This is a genomic window from Intestinimonas sp. UBA1698, assembly GCF_002320075.1.
GTDB classification, from domain to species: Bacteria; Bacillota; Clostridia; order Oscillospirales; family Oscillospiraceae; genus Intestinimonas; species Intestinimonas massiliensis.
Genome location: NZ_DCJO01000008.1, coordinates 1 through 16382 on the forward strand (window position 1 = coordinate 1; position 16382 = coordinate 16382).

Sequence of the window (16382 nt, forward strand, 5' to 3'; positions counted from 1 at the left end):
CTGTGAAGCCCGCCGAGTACGGCGTCACCTACAGCTATGACAACAGCGTTCCTGGTGAGGTCATGGCCACCCTGCCCACCAACAGCTACACCTACTCCGTCGGCCAGAAGGTCACGACGGCGGCAAAGCCTGAGGACGTCACGGTTGGCGATTACATCTGGAAGTTCCAGACCTGGCAGCTAAACGGCGTCGATGTTGCCCCCAACACCCAGGTCGGGATGGTCCAGGGCGGCCTGACCTTCACCGGCATCTGGACCCGTGAGGCCATGAAGCCCGCCGAGTACACTGTCACCTTCGACGCCAACGGCGGCTCTGTGTCCCCGGCAAGCGCCATCACCGGCACAGACGGCAGACTGTCCGATCTGCCTACTCCGACCCGCAGCGGCAGCTACTCCTTTGACGGCTGGTACACCGCGGTAAGCGGCGGCGAGAAGGTAACGACCTCCACCGTCTTTACTGAGAACAGCACCATTTACGCTCACTGGACCCGCACTGGCGGCGGTTCTTCCGGCGGCTCCCACAGCGGCGGCTCTACATCCTACGCTATTACTGTGGCCGATGCCGAAAACGGCAGTGCGACCGCAAGCCGCAAGAGCGCCAGCAAGGGAACCACCATCACCGTAACCGCCACCCCCGATAAGGGCTATGAACTGGACACTTTGAAAGTCACCGACAAGAACGGCGACAAGGTGAAGCTCACCGAAAAGAACGGTAAATATACCTTCACCATGCCCGCTTCCGCTGTGACCGTCAAAGCCACCTTCACAAAGACCGCGGAGAATCCCTTCACCGATGTCAACGACGATGCCTACTACAAAGACGCTGTGATTTGGGCGGTGGAGAACGGTATCACGAAGGGCATCTCCGGCACCATGTTCAGCCCCGACGCAGCCTGTACCCGTGCCCAGGCTGTGACCTTCCTGTGGAGAGCCGCAGGCAGCCCCTCCCCCAAGAGCGGCGCCATGCCCTTCGGGGATGTTGCCGCGGACGCCTACTATCACGACGCGGTATTGTGGGCCGTGGAGAACGGCATTACCAAGGGCACCAGCGACACCACCTTTAGTCCCGATAGCAAGTGTACCCGTGCGCAGATCGTCACCTTCCTGTGGCGTGCCCAGAAGTCTCCCGCTGTGGCCTCTGTAAATGTTTTTACCGATGTGGCGGCAGACGCCTACTATGCGGACGCTGTGAACTGGGCCGTGGCAAATGGGATCACCAGCGGGACCAGCGCCGCTACGTTCAGTCCCAATGCGGATTGCACCCGCGCACAGATCGTCACCTTCCTCTATCGGAGTCATAACGGCTGAGAGCAGCGAATCCGAATGGCGCACTTTTCTGCAGGGGCAGGCCCTGTATCGTGCGCTCTGCGAAGCGAACAGCCCGGACTAATGAAGTCCGGGCTGTTTTGCGTCGCGTTGCTCCGCACAAGGGGCTGCACCCCTTGCACCGCTTGCGCATCTATCCCCGAGAACTTTGCAGCGGAAACAATCTGCTTTCAGCAGGCAGCTACCGCCGCAAGGTCGGAAAAATCCCATACCGTCAGCCAGGCCGTCTACTGAGAAGTAGACGGCCCTTTTCCTATCCTATCCATCCATTCTATCTGTCAGGAGGTATGCACCATGTACGAAACGGAAGTCGAGAAGCGAAAAGCCGAGAAGATCTTCGCCCTGCCCGACGTGAAAGGCCTGCTCACGGAGGCCGTCAACGAACACAACTTTAATCCGTCTTGGGTGTACCGTCCTGGTTGAGCACCAGGGAGAAGATGGCCTCGTCCACCACCCGGAAGTGTTCCCGCATCATCCGCACCGCCTCCGGCCCGTTCCGGTCCACCAGTGCGAGCACGATGCCCTGGTGGGCATCCAGCAGTCGTTTGCCCAGATCCTCGTTGGACATAATGCGCCGGTGCATGTCGTCGATAAAGCTGTCGATGGTCTCCGCCAGAGCGCGGAGGATCACCACGATGAGCCGGTTGCCCGATGCCTCTCCGATGATGCCGTGGAGTTCCTTGTCCAGCGCCACGCTCTGCTCCATTCCGGCCCCCCGCATCTCCCAGGCGATCTGCTCCAGCCGGGAAAGCTGCGCCTGGGTGATGCGCTCGGCAGCCAGCAGGATGGCCTGACTCTCCAGGCCCTGCCGCAGCTCGCTGATCTGCCGGTAATCGGTCTCGTTGAGCATCATCATCATCCGGGTGGACTCGGCCAGGTTTTTCTCCAGATTGCAGGATACGAAATTTCCCGCTCCCTGGGTACTGGAGATGAAGCCCATCAGGCTCAGGGTCCGCATGGCCTCCCGCACGGAATTGCGCCCCACGCCCAGCAGCTCGGCCAGTTCCCTCTCCGGCGGGAGCTTCTCTCCCCGCTTCAGATCTCCCTTCAGAATCTCCCCCTGGATATAGTCGATCACCTTTTCATAGGCCTTTCCCTGGCCCACACTGTCTCTCATGGCACCGATTCAGCTCTTTCCTTATCATTTCTCTGTGTGTGCCGGGCGGCTGTCACATGGTCTTATGGCGACCGTCCGTTCCCCTGCCTGTGCATTTCGCCTATGTGTCTCATACTCCGGCCTCTATTTTTAATGATTATAGCATACCCCTTTGACATTTGGAAGGGATTTCTCTGCCCAAAATTTTCAAGGAAGCGACAAGACTCCTTTCCCTTCCAGTTCCGTCAGGAAAATCCGAAAGAGCCCCCATCCACATGGAGAATCTGTCCAGTCATAAAAGCGGAATCCGGAGCGGCCAGGAACACATAGGCCTCGGCCAGCTCAAAGGGCTGGCCGGCCCGGCCCATGGGTGTGGCATCGGTGCCGGAGCCAAAGGTCTCCAGCTCCTCCGCCGGTCGGGAGGCTGGCTGGAGCGGCGTCCACACCGGCCCCGGAGCCACGGCGTTCACCCGGATGCCCTCTCCCGCCAAAGCCCTGGCCAGAGAGCGGGTCAGGGAGACCACGGCCCCCTTGGTCGCGCTGTAGTCGATGAGCCGCTCTGCCCCCTGATAGGCGGTAATCGAGGTGGTAGTGATGATGGCGCTCCCCCGCTCCATCCCAGGCAGAGCGGCCTGGATCAGATAGAAATAGGACAGGATATTGGTCTGGAAGGTGTCGGAAAGCTGGTCGGCTCCGATGTCCAGGATGCTCGGCTGAACATACTGGACGGCGTGGTTGCACACCAGGATATCCAGCCGCTCAAACCGGTCCATCACCCGCCCCACCGTCCGGGCGCACTCGCTCTCCATCCGCAGATCCGCCGGCAGCACCAGGCTGCCCCGGCCCTGAGCTTCCACCCGGCGGCGGGTCTCGGCGGCGTCCTTGTGCTCGTTGAGGTAGGAAATGGCCACGTCGGCCCCTTCCCGGGCAAAGGCCAGCGCCACCGCCCGGCCGATGCCGCTGTCTCCGCCGGTAATGAGGGCCGCTTTCCCCGCCAGTCTGCCGCTGCCCCGCACCGCCGGATTCTCCGCAAGGGGCGGCGGGTCCATGAGATATTCCAGGCCGGGCTGGCGCTCCTGATGCTGGGGCGGAAAGGTCAGCCCCACCTGTTCACACTCTCTGCGGTAACCTCTGTAAGGGTACGCTGGATACATAGGCTCGTGTCGCTCCCTCCTGCTGTCATATCCTATCCTATGCGGGAAGGTTCTGGCGGTTCCGGTCGCATTCTGTCGTCCCGGCGCATAAGATATCCTGTGGAACGGGGAATCCGGTCCCCTATCCACCCATCAATGGAGGGATGCATCATGTGCTGTAACAATTCTAACTGGGGCTGCGGATGCGGATGTAGGTGCGGCTGTGGGTGCCGCTGCAGATGCGGGTGTAGATGCTGCTGCGACCGCGACTGCGACCGCGACTGCGACTGCGACTGTGACCGCGACTGCGACCGCGACCGCGACTGTGACCGCGACCGCGACCGCGACCGTGACCGCGACCGCGACCGTGACCGTGACCGTGACCGCGACCGTGACCGTGACCGTGACCGCGACCGCGATCGCGATCGCGACTGTGACTGGAACCGCAACCGGAATCGGAACCGCGACTGCGATACTTCCGATTTCGGCTGGGACCCGGCCTGGCTCTGTGAGGTCTGCCGGAACTCCGCCGCCGTCACGGCTGAGTCCGCCGCAGCCAGCGCCCAACGCACCTGCTGGGGCTGACGCCCCCGCCGCCCTTCCGGGCGGCGTACCTACCCTCCCGATGGAAAACAAGCCCCGGCGTCCTTTTGGGGATGTCGGGGCTCTTTTCCGTTTTGTACGATCCGCTCAGGAAAGCAGGATGCGGTCGTTGTCCAGGCCCTTGCCCACACCCGCCCGGAAGCGCTCCAGCAGGTCCTCCACCGTGAGGCCCGCCCGCTCCCTTCCGCCAATGTCTAAGACGATGCGCCCGCCGTCCATCATCAGGGTGCGGTTGCCCAGCTCCAGGGCGTTTTTCATGTTGTGGGTAATCATCAGGCAGGTGAGGCGCTCCCCCTCCACGATTTCCCGGGTGAGCCTGAGCACCTTCTCCGCCGTTCCCGGGTCCAGGGCGGCGGTGTGCTCGTCCAGCAGCAGCAGCTTGGGCGGCACCATGGTGGCCATCAGCAGGGTCAGCGCCTGCCTCTGGCCGCCGGAGAGCAATCCCACCGGCTGGCGCATCCGGTCCTCCAGCCCCATACCCAGCCGGGCGAGCTGTTCCCGGAACAGGGCCTTGTCGGCCTTGGACACCCGGCTGAAAAAGGAGCTCTGGTGCTTGGCGGTGCGCAGGTAGGCCAGAGCCAGATTCTCCTCGATGGTCATGTGGGGGGCGGTGCCCCGCATGGGGTCCTGGAACAGCCGGCCGATCCGGCGGCTGCGGCGGTAGGCCGGCTGATAGGTGATGTCCGCCCCGTCCAGGGTGATGCTGCCCGCGTCGATGAGGAAATCCCCGGCCACGGCGTTGAACAGGGTGGATTTCCCCGCCCCGTTGGAGCCCACGATGGTGACGAAATCCCCCGGCTCCAGCCGGAGGTCCACCCCCTCCAGGGCGGTTTTCTCGTTGACGGTGCCGGGATTGAAGGTCTTTGAGACCTGCTTCAGCTCCAGCATGTCACGCGCCCCCCTTTCCCGCGGCCGCCCGGCGGCGGCACTGGAAGCCCCACCACTGCTTCAGGGACGGGGCGGCGATGGCCAGCGCCACCACAATGGCGGTAACCAGCTTGAGGCAGTCGATGGGGATGGGGGAGCGCAGCACCAGGGCGTAGACGAAGCGGTAGAGGACGCTGCCCGCGATGACGGCCAGCGCCCCCCGGCGCATAGAGCCCCGGCCCACCACAGTCTCCCCGATGATGAGGCAGGCCAGGCCGATGACCACGATGCCGGTGCCGCCGTTGATGTCGGCGCTCTTCTGGGCCTGGCCCACCACCGCGCCGGACAGGGCGGTGAGGGAGTTGGAGATGCACAGGCCCACGGTGACGGTAAAGGTGGGGTTGATGGAGGAGGCCCGCACCATATCCCGGTTGTCGCCGGTGGCCCGGATGCTGAGGCCCAGCCGGGTCCCCAGAAAGCTCACCAGCAGGGCGCCCATAAGCAGGGTGATCCCTGCGGCCAGGACGGTCTCATACCAGTCCCCGCCCAGGCCGGTGGCCCGGAACAGGGAAAACACCGTCTCCTGCTTGAGCAGGCTGACGTTGGATTTCCACCCCATAGCCATCAGGTTGACGGTATAGAGCCCGGTATTGGTAACGATGCCCGCCAGGATGGGAGGCACCCCCAGCTTGGTCTGGAGAAAAGCGGTGACGAACCCGGCGCAGGCGCCCGCGGCCATGGCGGCGGGGACGGCCAGCATAGGATGGCCCGCGGCGGCCAGCGAGACCGACACGGCGGCCCCCAGGACGAAGGCTCCGTCGGTAGTCAGGTCGGCGATGTCCAGCACCCGGTAGCTGAGGAAGAGGGCCATGGCCACCAGCGCATACAGAAATCCCAGTTCCAGGGCGGTCTGGGCGATATAGAACACGGCAATCTGCCCCTTTCACGCGCCGACGCCCCCGGCTAGAGCCGGGGGGCGGCGTTTCCATGGTTCGGTTTTTATTCGGCGGTGGTGGTGACCTCCACCAGGTCGCCCATGTCGGCAAACACGGAGTAGTCGGCGCCCAGGGCGGCGGCGGTCTCGGTGTTGACGGTGATGATGCCGCCGGAGACCTTGTAGAAGTCCTCCAGGCCGTCCATGCCCGCGCTGAGGGCCTGCTCCACCAGATCGGCGGTCTGCGCTCCCAGGTCGGTGTAGTTGACGCCGCAGGTGGCGAAGGCGCCGTTACGGACGAAGGAGTCGGCCCCGGTGTAGTGGGGGATGCCGGCGGCGGCCAGGTCCTCGTAGATGGCCAGCTCGGCAGCCATGACCACGTTGTCGGTGGGGGTGAAGACGGCGTCCACCCCGTCGGCGATGAGGGAGCTGGCGGCGGCGATGACCTCGTCATTGGTGTTGGCGGTGGCCTCCACATAGGCGATGCCCTTGCCGTCCAGATAGGTCTTGGCCTCGGCGATGGGGGTGGCGGAATTGGTCTCGGACTTGGAGTAGAGCAGGCCCACCTTGGCGGTATCCGGGTTCTGGGCCAGCATCATATCCAGGATAAATTCGGTGTTCAGGGCGTCGCTGGTGCCGGTGAGGTAGTCGATGCCGGTCAGGTCGTTGTAGGCCGGATCGCTGACGGCGGCGAAGATGACGGGGATCTTGCTGTCCTCGGCGGCCACCACCATGACCTGGGCAGCCAGGGTGCCGATGGGGACAATGGCGCTGTACCCGTCCGCCACGATCTGGGACCCAATCTGGGTCAGGGTACTCTGGTCGTTCTGGCCGCTGAACACCTGATAGGTGATCTCCGCGCCCTTCTCGGCGGCGATCTCGTCCAGCCGGCCGGTGATGGCGTTGGCGATCTCATCCATAGAGGCGTGGTCGAGCTGCTTCACCACCGCCACTTTGTAGCCCTCCCCCGCGGCCGGGGCGCTCCCCGCGGGCGCGGAGGCGGAGGGCGAGGGGCTGGAGGCGGTCCCTCCGGAGCAGGCGGCCAGGGACAGGGTCAGGGCAACGGCGGCGGTCAGAGACAGCAACTTCTTCAGATTCAGCTTCTTCATGGTGTTTTTCTCCTTTTTTGAGTATTGGGCGGCAGATGGAGCCAGCAAAAGAAAAACGGCTTTTGTCCCCCTATGGGACAAAAGCCGTTCCAGCTTCTGCGATACCACCCAAATTGACGCCTGCGCGTCCACTCGCTTCACGCACCATCATGCGTGCCCGATGGATAACGGGTGGGGACCCGTCGGCATCTACTGGAGTCCTGCGGACCCGTTCAAGCCGCCCTCCGAAGTCCATTCACCGGTTCCCGCACGCCCCGCTTCCACCGTCCGGAGCTCGCTAAAGATTGGGACTGGCCGGTTACTTCTCTTCGTCACTGGTTTGGATGATTTACTTGTGGGTTATTATACGCAGGACGGGGCGGGTTGTCAACCCTTTTTTTCGAGGGTCTTTTTTCGCAGGAATTCAAACCTGGTCTCCGAGCAGACCACCGCCAGGAAGATCAGCACAAAGCCCAGGACCATGACGGCGTTGAGGTTCTCTTCTCCCACCAGGATGGAGCACAGTACGCCGAAGGGGGCCTCCAGACTGAGGAGCACCGCCGCCGTGGCAGGAGCCGTGTACTTCTGCCCGATGTTCTGGAACAGCAGGGCTCCACAGGAGGAAAAGACCACCAGATAGACCATGGCGAATACCGCGCCGCCGGACAGTCCAGCGGGGAAGGGCTCCCGAAAGACCAGGGCTCCGATCCAGGACCAGGCGGCAAACACCGCGAACTGGAGCACCGTGATGAGGAAGATGTCCCGGCCTTCGGCAAACTTGTTCACCGCCACGATGTGGGCGGCGAAGAAGAATCCGCCCGCCAGGGTAAGCATGTCCCCCAGATTGACGGCCAGCCCGCCGGAGCCCTTGGTGGTCAGCGCCACCATACCGATGCCCGCGATGCAGATAAAGGCGGCCAGAATGTTCCACTTGTCCGGCCGCCGCCCGGCGATGAGCCAGTATAAAAAAGGCACGATGACACAATATACCGCCGTCAGGAACGCGTTTTTGCCCGAGGTGGTACGGTCCAGGCCGAAGGTCTGGAAGGCATAGGCCAAAAACAAAAATGTACCGATGATGAGTCCGCTTTTCAGATAGTTCCGGTCCATCGCCCGCCAGGATTTCCAGCAGGCCAGGCCCAGCAGGACGGCCGCCGCCGTGAATCGGAAGGCCAGCAGGTAGAAGGGGGTGAAGCTGTCCAGCGAATGCTTCATCACCACGAAGGAGCTGCCCCAGATCACGGGAGCCAGGATCAGCATGGGCTTTGCCAGCTTTTTCAGCAGAGTCTCGTTCATCGTTGTATTGTCTCCTTCAACGTGGTAAGATACAAAAGCGGGGAGGTGGAACCGTGGGAAAACTGAGCCGGGACTTTTATGACCGTGACACCGTGCAGACCGCCCGGGCGCTTTTGGGCAAATATCTGGTGCGGCGCTGGCACGGTCTCTGGCTGGCTGGGCGCATCACCGAGACCGAGGCCTACGTGGGGGCGGTGGACAAGGCCTGCCACGCCTACGGCGGGCGGCGGACTCCCCGGACCGAGACCCTCTATGCCCCGCCCGGCACCGCCTATATCTACCTCATCTACGGTATGTACCACTGCCTCAATTTCGTCACCGAGCCCGCCGGCACCCCCAGCGCCGTGCTGCTCCGGGGCCTGGAGGCGGCGGAGGGCGCGGAGTTTTTGGCGCGCAACCGCTTCGGCAAGGCCCTGGCGGAGCTGACCCCCTATCAGAAAAAGAATTTCCTCAACGGCCCCGGCAAAGTATGCCGGGCCCTGGACCTGACCCGGGCCCAGAACGGCCTGGACCTCACCGGGGACGAGCTGTTTTTGTGGGACGCCGGAGAGGCCCCTCCGGCGGACATCCATGTGGGCAAGCGCATCGGCATCGACTATGCCGAGGAGGCCGTGGACTTTCCGTGGCGGTTTTATTTGTAGCAGAAGGACGTGAATCGTTTGCTTTTATTCGATCTGGACGGCACCCTCATCGACTCCAACGGCATCTGGGTGGAGGTGGACCTGGCCTTTCTGGGCCGCCACGGCCTGACCCCCACCGACGAGTACGCCTACACCGTGGGCCACTCCATCTTTCCCGTGGCGGCCCAGTACACCAGGGATTACTACCATATGGACCTCTCCACCCAGGAAATCATGGACGAGTGGCTGTCCATGGCGGCGGACGCCTACGCCAGGGTGCCCCTCAAGCCCGGGGCGGGGGAATTTTTGGCCCGATGCCGGGACCGGGGGGAGCGGATGGCCCTGGTCACCGCCTGCGTGCCGGAGCTGTGCCGCTCGGCGCTGGCTCACCACGGCCTGGCCGACTGGTTCGAGGCCATCGTCTTCGCCCAGGACCTGGGCATGGAGAAGCGGGACCCCAGAGTATTCACGCTGACCGCCCAGCGGCTGGGGGTGGCCCCCGCCGACTGCACCCTCTATGAGGACGCCCCCGCTAACTGCGCCGCCGCCAAGGGCGTGGGCATGACGGTGGTGGGGGTATACGACCCCTTCTATGAGAATTATCAGGACCAGGTGCGGGAAAACAGCCACCGATACCTCCGGAGCTTCACTGAACTGCTGATGTGACGGAGACTGTCGAACCAGTGGCTGCGCCACTGGTTCGACAGTCTCCGTCGGGCGGCCAAAGGCCGCCCGTTTTTCATTCCGCCCTGGACATGTGCTGGGCGGCGGATTTGAGCATCAGCCGCTTGGTGCCACCCTTGTCGAAGGCGATCTCCACCAGGGCGTCGCCCCCCATGGGGGTCACGTTGAGGATCATGCCGGTGCCGAAGGCCCTGTGGACCACCGCGTCCCCCTTCTGGAAGGAGGGCAGGCTTGCGGGTGCTTTTGTCTCCGGCCGTCCCAGGCCGCCCCGCGGGGCGGACGGCGATCTCCGGGGAGAGCCGGCCCCCCCGGGAACCCGCGGCGCGCCGTAGGCGCTCGGCCGGTCCGCAGACGGGCTCCGCGTGCTTGGGGCGGTCCACCGCCCGGCCGCGTCGTCGTCCGGGGCGGACCAATAGCTGCGGCCGCTTGCCTGCACATACTCAGCGGGGATCTCCCCTACGAAGCGGGAGGGCCGGTTGGCGCTGGTGCGGCCGAAGAGCATGCGCTGGCTGGCGCAGGTGAGATGGAGCCGCTCCTTGGCGCGGGTCATGGCCACGTAGCACAGCCGCCGCTCCTCCTCCATCTCCTCGGTCTCGCCGATAGCCCGAATGCCAGGGAAGATCCCCTCCTCCACGCCGACCACAAAGACCACGGGGAATTCCAGCCCCTTGGCGGCGTGCATGGTCATCATCACCACGCAGTCCTCGTTGGGATCGTGGTTGTCCAGATCGGTATACAGGGCAATGGTGTCCAGGAAGCCCGCCAGGGTGGGCTCCCCCTCCGCATCCTCTATGTAGCTGTTAATGGAGGTCAAAAGCTCCCGCACGTTTTCCAGCCGGGTCCGGTCCTCCACCGTGTCCTTGGCCTCCAGCATGACGGCATAGCCGGTCCTGCTCACCACCTCCTCGTAGAAGTCAGGCAGGGGCAGCTCCACCGCCTGGCGGCGCAGACCGCTCATCAGATCGGCAAACTGAGCCAGCCGGGCGGCGGCCTTCTGGAGCTCGGGGTAGGCCCGGGCGTTCCGGATGACCTCCCACACCGGGCGGTGCTCCGCCGCCGCGATGGCCTGGGCCCGCTGGACGGTGGCGGGCCCGATCCCCCGGGGCGGGTTGTTGAGGATGCGCACCAGCCGCAGGTCGTCGGCGGGGTTGTTCACCGCGCACAGGTAGGCCAGCATGTCCTTGACCTCCGCCCGGTCGAAGAACCGGGTGCCGCCGATGATGCGGTAGGGCACGCCGTTGCGCTTGAAGGCCTGCTCAATCTGGTTGGACTGGGCGTTCATCCGGTAGAGCACTGCGTGGTCCTTCCAGCGGCGGCCCTGGGCGAAATCCCCCAGGATCTGGGCCGCCACGTACTGGGCCTCGTCGCTCTCGTTCATGGCGGTGTAGACCTGGACCTTGTCGCCGGCGGCGTGGTCGGTCCACAGCTCCTTGCCCTTGCGGCCCTGGTTGTTGCGGATCACCGCGTTGGAGGCCCCCAGGATGTTCTGGGTGGAGCGGTAGTTCTGCTCCAGCCGGATGACCCGGGCCCCCTGATACTGGTGCTCAAAGGAGAGGATGTTCTCGATGGTGGCCCCCCGGAAGCGGTAGATGGACTGGTCGTCGTCGCCCACCACGCAGATGTTCTCCCATTTCCCCGCCAGCAGGGCGGCCAACTGGTACTGGAGGTTGTTGGTGTCCTGATACTCGTCGATGAGCACATAGCGGAACTTGTTCTGGTAGTAGCCGCGCACGTCCTCAAAGTCCCGCAGCAGACGCACCGTGTCCAGGATCAGGTCGTCGAAATCCAGGGCGTTGGCCTCCCGGAGGCGGCGCTCATACTCCACGTAGACCTTGGCGATCTTGGTCAGGCGGAAATCCCCCGCCTTTTCGCACTGGGCCAGGTACTCCGGTCCGGAGAGCATGGAATCCTTGGCCCGGGAGATGGCGGAGAGCACCGACCGGGCGGGAAAGGCCTTATCGTCGATGCGCTGGTCCTTCAGCACATCCTTGACCACCCGCTCGGAGTCGGCGGAGTCGTAGATGGTGAAGGAGCGGTCGAAGCCCAGCTTCTCGATGTCCCGGCGCAGAATCTTCACGCAGGCGGAGTGGAAGGTGGAGGCCCACACGTCGTTGGCGGTGGGGCCCAGCATCCGCTCCAACCGCTCCTTCAACTCCCCGGCCGCCTTGTTTGTGAAGGTGATGGCGATGATGGACCAGGGCATGGCGGGCTCCAGCTTACACAGCCTTTCCGCCTCCGGTTTGCCGTCGGGGAGAGGGTGGGCGGCATAGGCCTCCAGAAAGGCCAGGTCGTCCTCGGTCACCCAGCCGGGCACCTCGTCCGAGTCCGAGCCCCGGCCGTATTTCATCAGATTGGCGACGCGGTGGATGAGCACGGTGGTCTTGCCGCTGCCCGCTCCGGCCAGCAGCAGCAGGGGGCCTTCCGTGGCCAGGGCGGCTCTGCGCTGCTCCGGGTTCAGGGTGGGAAAGTCCAGCCCGATGACCGCCCGGCGCGCCCTGCAAAACCGCAGCTCCTGTTCTTGATTCAGCATGTTCTCACCAGGTCCTTTTCTCATGTGACAATAGTAGTTATTGTATAATAAAACCGCCGGCTGGTCAAGGACCCCGGGCTACGCCCGCTCCTGCATCAGGATTCCTCCTTTCCTCCCAGTATACCACTTTACAGGGCCGGGGTATCCTGATAAAATGGTCTGGACTCCATCCCAAGGAGGAATGCTCCATGATTCCGATGCGCGCCCGGGACTACGGCCTGACGGTGGGCTCGCTGCCCACTGGCCCCCGGAACAAAATCACCGACGTGCCCGGCGTACTGGTGGGTCACTGCACGGTGGACACCTCCGACCACAAGACCGGGGTGACGGTGGTGCTCCCCGGGTCCCAGAACCCCTTTACTCACAAGCTGCCCGCCGCCGTGTGCCAGTACAACGGCTTCGGCAAGACCACCGGCCTGATGCAACTGTCCGAGCTGGGGACGCTGGAGACCCCCATTGCTCTGACCAACACCCTCAACGTGGGGCTGGTCCACGACGCCATCGTGGAATATATGCTCCAGCGGTGCCAGGCGGAGGGGGTGGAGCTGCACTCAGTGAACCCCGTGGTGGGGGAGTGCAACGACGCCACCCTCAACCGCATTGCGGAGCGCTGCGTGGGTCGGGAGCAGGTCTTCGCCGCCCTGGCTGCCGCCGCCCCGGATTTTGACGAGGGGGATGTAGGCGCGGGCAAGGGCACCATCTGCCATGGTCTCAAGGGAGGCATCGGCTCCGCCTCCCGGGTGCTGGAATACGACGGGCGGATCTATACGATGGGCCTTCTGGTCCAGTCCAATCACGGTGTGCTGTCCGACCTGACGGTCTGTGGGCGCCGTATCGGCCCCGCGCTGGCCCAAAGGCTGGAGACCCGCAAGGCCGACCAGGGCTCCATCCTGGCGGTGTTGGCTACCGACCTGCCCCTGGACGCCCGGCAACTGGGCCGGGTGGCCCAGCGCATCAGCGTGGGCCTGGCCCGGATGGGCTCCTACGTCGGCCACGGCAGCGGCGAGGTCTTTCTCGCCTTCTCTACCGCCAACCCCTTCCAGGTTCAGGCGGAGAACGCCGTGCGTCCGGTCTCCGCCTTCCACGAGGAAAAGCTGGACGGGCCCTTCCGGGCGGCGGCGGAGTGCGCTGAGGAGGCCGTACTCAACTCCCTGCTCACCGCCCGGACGGTGGTGGGCTGGCAGGGCCACAGGGCCGTGGCCCTCACCGATCTCTGGAGGCCGTAGGGCTCCTAAAAAGAAGTATTTGGAGGCAGACATGAGGCAAGGACAAAGGTATTCTAACAGCAAGTTCAACAGCTCCATCGGCGTCATCCTGGCGGCGGTGGGTTCCGCCGTGGGCATGGGCAACATCTGGCTCTTCCCCTATCGGGTGGGTCAATACGGCGGCGGGGCCTTTCTGGTTCCCTATTTTCTCTTTGTGGCCCTGTTTTCCTATGTAGGTCTCTCCGGCGAGTTTGCCCTGGGGCGACTCACCGGCTGCGGTACCCGCGGCGCCTTTGACTACGCCCTCCAGACCCGGGGCAGACGGGGCGGGAGCCTGATCGGCATCCTCCCCGTCCTGGGCGTGCTGGGCATCGCCATCGGCTACTCCGTGGTGGTGGGCTGGGTGCTCAACTACACCGTGGGCTCCCTCACCGGGGCAGTGCTGACCACCGATGCGGCGGACTACTTCGGAACGCTGGCCGTCTCCTTCGGCTCCGTCCCCTGGCACCTCATCGCCGTGACCGCCACGGCGGTCATCCTCATCCTGGGGGTATCCGCCGGCATCGAGAAGATCAGCAAATTCATGATGCCGGTCTTTTTCCTGCTCTTTCTGATCATCGCCGTGCGGGTGGCCTTTCTTCCCGGCGCCGCGGCAGGCTACCGCTACCTGCTGGCCCCCGACTGGAGCTTCCTCCGGAAGCCCGAGACCTGGGTCATGGCCATGGGACAGGCCTTCTTCTCCCTGTCCATCAACGGGGCTGGGATGCTCATCTACGGCAGCTACATGAAAAAGTCCGAGGACATTGTCCACCACTCGGTGATGACCGCCCTGCTGGACACGCTGGCCGCCCTGCTGGCGGGCTTCGCCATCCTTCCGGCGGTCTTTTCCTTCGGCATCGCCCCCAACTCGGGGCCCGCCCTTATGTTCATCACCCTCCCCCGGGTCTTTCAGCAGATGCCCGGCGGCCGGGTGCTGGCGGTGCTCTTCTTCCTCTCGGTCCTCTTCGCCGGCATCACCTCCCTCATCAACATGCTGGAGGCGGTGAGCGACTGTCTGGGCCAGGGGCTGGGGCTGCCCCGCACTCTGTCCACCCTTCTGGTGGGAGCGGTGGTCTTTGGGGTGGGCCTCTTCCTGGAGGCTCTGCCCGACATGGGGGCCTGGATGGACCTGATCACCATCTATATCGCCCCCTTCGGGGCCGTGCTGGGTGCGGTGTTCATCTACTGGGTGCTGGGGCTGGGCCCCCTGCGGCAGGAGCTCATGCTGGGCCGGGAACGGCCTTTGTGGAGGGGATTCGGCCTTCTGGCCCACCTCTACGTGGTGCTCACCGCCGCCGTATGGGTGCTGGGCATCGTATACGGCGGGATCGGATAAAACAGCAGCGCGGACCGCTCCTGCGGTCCGCGCTGTTGTTACCACCGGCCGGTCCACTCCTTGAACTCGTCCCACAGCTCCATGGCCTTGAACTTGACCACATAGCCCTCGGTTTCGCCGGTAATGAGGGCGACCTCCGACCGGGTGAACCCGCCGGTGCAGGCAGTCTCCTCCACCGTCTCGGTCACCGAGCCCAGGCACAGGGGCGGGAACACCACGCACCACCAGTTGCGGCCCTCCCCCTCCCCGATGACGATGCGCAGGGCGGTGTAGCTCCCGGCGGGCAGGGAAAAATCGGTGTACGTCTTGGTGGGGAACCAGACGTTGGGCTCCAGGGAGGCGGACACCGGATAGTCGTACCCGGCCTCCCGGACCACCTGGGCTCCGGCCTCGGCCAGCGCGGGCAGATACTCCGTCAGCTCCGCCGCCGCCTCCTCCACCGTCTGCCCCGCCTGAAAATACCCGGCGGCCTCCTCCAGGATGCGGTCCCGGACCCGGAGCTTCAGGGCCTGGTCGGCCTCCGTGTCCGAGTTGGCGATCACATGCAGCCGGATCACCTTGTCCGACAGGGCGGCCTGCTCCCGATCCAGCCACACCCCCGCCAGGAGGGCCGCGGCCACTACCACCAGAAGGGCCAGCTCCCACCGGCGCAGGCGGCCCCGTTCTCTCAGCATTGCGGTATCCATAAAAAATCACCTTCCACTATGTAATTGCCTACATTGTGGACGGTGATGTTTTATTTTATACCGTTTCCGTCAAAAAAGTGTCCCGATAGGTCTCCCCGAGCTCCCGCCGGGCCCGCTCAGCTCCGGCAGCGCAGTCGAAGAGTCCGAATACCGTGGGGCCGGTGCCGCTCATACCCGCCCCCAGGGCACCATGGCCCACCAGAAGCTGCCGGATGGCGGCCACCTCAGCCCGCAGCCGGGGGGGGAGCACGTCCTCAAAGACGTTGTAGACCCGCCGGGCCACCCCGCCCAGGTCTCCGGCCTCCAGGGCGGCGAGCATCCCGTCGGTGTCCGGGTGGTGGCGCAGGCGCACGCTGTCGATCTGCCGGAAGAGCTCCGGGGTGGAGATGGAAAAGTTCGGCTTACACACTACCACCGTACAGCGGGGCAGCGGGGCCAGCGGCGTGAGGACCTCCCCCCGTCCCTCCGCCAGGGCGGTGCCGCCCAACACGCAGTAGGGCACGTCGGAGCCCACCGCCTCCCCCACCCGGGCCAGCTCCGGAAGAGACAGGCCCGCCCCGGTGCAGTCGTTGAGGGCCCGGAGGACGGCGGCGGCGTCGGAGCTGCCGCCTCCCATCCCGGCGCAGACCGGGATGTGCTTTTCCAGGGAAATATGCGCGCCGCCCAGGTCCCGGCCGGTGGCCTCCTGGAACCGCAGCAGAGCGGAGGCCGCCAGGTTCTTCTCGCCCGTGGGGAGAAAGCCCAGATTGGCGGAGGCTCGCACCCCGTCCCCCGTCCCCGTCTCCAGGGTAATGACGTCGGCCAGGGCCACCGAGGTCATCACCATGCGCAGGTCGTGGTAGCCGTCGCTCCGCCGCCCCAGCACGTCCAGGGTCAGATTCAGTTTGGCATGGGCCAGGGCAGTCAGGATGGGCATGGCGCGTTTCCCCCTCGTTTTATG

General features: G+C 64.6%; 15 protein-coding genes. 6 read left to right on the forward strand and 9 right to left on the reverse strand.

The window, feature by feature from the left end; all coding sequences use genetic code 11:
• Both B3H64_RS01620 and B3H64_RS01625 read left to right on the forward strand, forming a co-directional pair.
• A partial coding sequence (locus B3H64_RS01620) for an S-layer homology domain-containing protein (RefSeq protein ID WP_286732407.1) occupies positions 1–1307 on the forward strand: 1307 nt, incomplete at its 5' end.
• A 312-nt stretch (positions 1308–1619) separates the two neighbouring features.
• Positions 1620–1748, forward strand: coding sequence for a hypothetical protein (locus B3H64_RS01625; protein ID WP_286732411.1), 129 nt, complete (start codon positions 1620–1622; stop codon positions 1746–1748).
• Here B3H64_RS01625 and B3H64_RS01630 read toward each other — a convergent pair.
• The 6 genes from B3H64_RS01630 to B3H64_RS01655 form a co-directional block, all read right to left on the reverse strand.
• Positions 1717–2442: a FadR/GntR family transcriptional regulator gene (locus B3H64_RS01630; protein WP_286732412.1), complete on the reverse strand. Its 726-nt coding sequence runs from the start codon at positions 2440–2442 to the stop codon at positions 1717–1719. The two genes, B3H64_RS01625 and B3H64_RS01630, sit on opposite strands and share 32 nt — an antisense overlap.
• A gap of 224 nt (positions 2443–2666) precedes the next feature.
• Positions 2667–3575 (reverse strand): SDR family oxidoreductase, encoded by a 909-nt coding sequence (locus tag B3H64_RS01635; protein WP_286732413.1) that lies wholly within the window; start codon positions 3573–3575, stop codon positions 2667–2669.
• Positions 3576–4244: 669 nt separating this feature from the next.
• Complete coding sequence (locus tag B3H64_RS01640) at positions 4245–5045, reverse strand: ABC transporter ATP-binding protein (protein ID WP_050617732.1); 801 nt, start codon at positions 5043–5045, stop codon at positions 4245–4247.
• Between the two features lies 1 nt (position 5046).
• Complete coding sequence (locus tag B3H64_RS01645; RefSeq protein ID WP_050617731.1) at positions 5047–5952, reverse strand: ABC transporter permease; 906 nt, start codon at positions 5950–5952, stop codon at positions 5047–5049.
• A 71-nt stretch (positions 5953–6023) separates the two neighbouring features.
• Positions 6024–7067, reverse strand: a complete 1044-nt coding sequence (locus B3H64_RS01650) for an ABC transporter substrate-binding protein (protein ID WP_050617730.1) — start codon at positions 7065–7067, stop codon at positions 6024–6026.
• 366 nt (positions 7068–7433) lie between these two features.
• A complete protein-coding gene (locus B3H64_RS01655) occupies positions 7434–8342 on the reverse strand; it encodes a DMT family transporter (protein ID WP_050617729.1) in 909 nt (302 codons plus the stop codon).
• A gap of 53 nt (positions 8343–8395) precedes the next feature.
• Here B3H64_RS01655 and B3H64_RS01660 point away from each other — a divergent pair, with 53 nt between their 5' ends.
• A complete protein-coding gene (locus B3H64_RS01660; protein ID WP_050617728.1) occupies positions 8396–8983 on the forward strand; it encodes a DNA-3-methyladenine glycosylase in 588 nt (195 codons plus the stop codon).
• Positions 8984–8992: 9 nt separating this feature from the next.
• The gene (locus B3H64_RS01665) at positions 8993–9628 is read left to right on the forward strand and encodes an HAD family hydrolase (protein WP_414653429.1); all 636 of its coding nucleotides are present in this window, start codon (positions 8993–8995) and stop codon (positions 9626–9628) included.
• Positions 9629–9701: 73 nt separating this feature from the next.
• Here B3H64_RS01665 and B3H64_RS01670 read toward each other — a convergent pair whose 3' ends face one another.
• On the reverse strand, positions 9702–12176 hold the full coding sequence (locus B3H64_RS01670; protein WP_286732419.1) for an ATP-dependent helicase: 2475 nt from the start codon (positions 12174–12176) through the stop codon (positions 9702–9704).
• A gap of 188 nt (positions 12177–12364) precedes the next feature.
• Here B3H64_RS01670 and B3H64_RS01675 point away from each other — a divergent pair, with 188 nt between their 5' ends.
• On the forward strand, positions 12365–13402 hold the full coding sequence (locus B3H64_RS01675; RefSeq protein WP_278893742.1) for a P1 family peptidase: 1038 nt from the start codon (positions 12365–12367) through the stop codon (positions 13400–13402).
• 31 nt (positions 13403–13433) lie between these two features.
• Entirely contained in the window at positions 13434–14756 is a 1323-nt protein-coding gene (locus B3H64_RS01680; protein ID WP_286732426.1) for a sodium-dependent transporter, read from the forward strand.
• 38 nt (positions 14757–14794) lie between these two features.
• Here the strand turns inward: B3H64_RS01680 and spoIIR are convergent, their stop codons facing one another.
• Positions 14795–15442, reverse strand: a complete 648-nt coding sequence (spoIIR, locus tag B3H64_RS01685) for a stage II sporulation protein R (RefSeq protein ID WP_286732432.1) — start codon at positions 15440–15442, stop codon at positions 14795–14797.
• Positions 15443–15497: 55 nt separating this feature from the next.
• Positions 15498–16358, reverse strand: coding sequence for a 4-(cytidine 5'-diphospho)-2-C-methyl-D-erythritol kinase (gene ispE, locus B3H64_RS01690; RefSeq protein ID WP_050617726.1), 861 nt, complete (start codon positions 16356–16358; stop codon positions 15498–15500).
• Positions 16359–16382: the final 24 nt, after the last annotated feature.

Excerpts from the sequence above, each read along its gene's own strand:
- B3H64_RS01625 (WP_286732411.1), top strand. The coding sequence starts at position 1,620 with ATGTACGAAACGGAAGTCGAGAAGCGAAAAGCCGAGAAGATCTTCGCC.
- B3H64_RS01630 (WP_286732412.1), bottom strand. The coding sequence starts at position 2,442 with ATGAGAGACAGTGTGGGCCAGGGAAAGGCCTATGAAAAGGTGATCGAC.
- B3H64_RS01635 (WP_286732413.1), bottom strand. The coding sequence starts at position 3,575 with ATGTATCCAGCGTACCCTTACAGAGGTTACCGCAGAGAGTGTGAACAG.
- B3H64_RS01640 (WP_050617732.1), bottom strand. The coding sequence starts at position 5,045 with ATGCTGGAGCTGAAGCAGGTCTCAAAGACCTTCAATCCCGGCACCGTC.
- B3H64_RS01650 (WP_050617730.1), bottom strand. The coding sequence starts at position 7,067 with ATGAAGAAGCTGAATCTGAAGAAGTTGCTGTCTCTGACCGCCGCCGTT.
- B3H64_RS01655 (WP_050617729.1), bottom strand. The coding sequence starts at position 8,342 with ATGAACGAGACTCTGCTGAAAAAGCTGGCAAAGCCCATGCTGATCCTG.
- B3H64_RS01670 (WP_286732419.1), bottom strand. The coding sequence starts at position 12,176 with ATGCTGAATCAAGAACAGGAGCTGCGGTTTTGCAGGGCGCGCCGGGCG.
- B3H64_RS01675 (WP_278893742.1), top strand. The coding sequence starts at position 12,365 with ATGATTCCGATGCGCGCCCGGGACTACGGCCTGACGGTGGGCTCGCTG.
- B3H64_RS01680 (WP_286732426.1), top strand. The coding sequence starts at position 13,434 with ATGAGGCAAGGACAAAGGTATTCTAACAGCAAGTTCAACAGCTCCATC.
- spoIIR (WP_286732432.1), bottom strand. The coding sequence starts at position 15,442 with ATGGATACCGCAATGCTGAGAGAACGGGGCCGCCTGCGCCGGTGGGAG.
- ispE (WP_050617726.1), bottom strand. The coding sequence starts at position 16,358 with ATGCCCATCCTGACTGCCCTGGCCCATGCCAAACTGAATCTGACCCTG.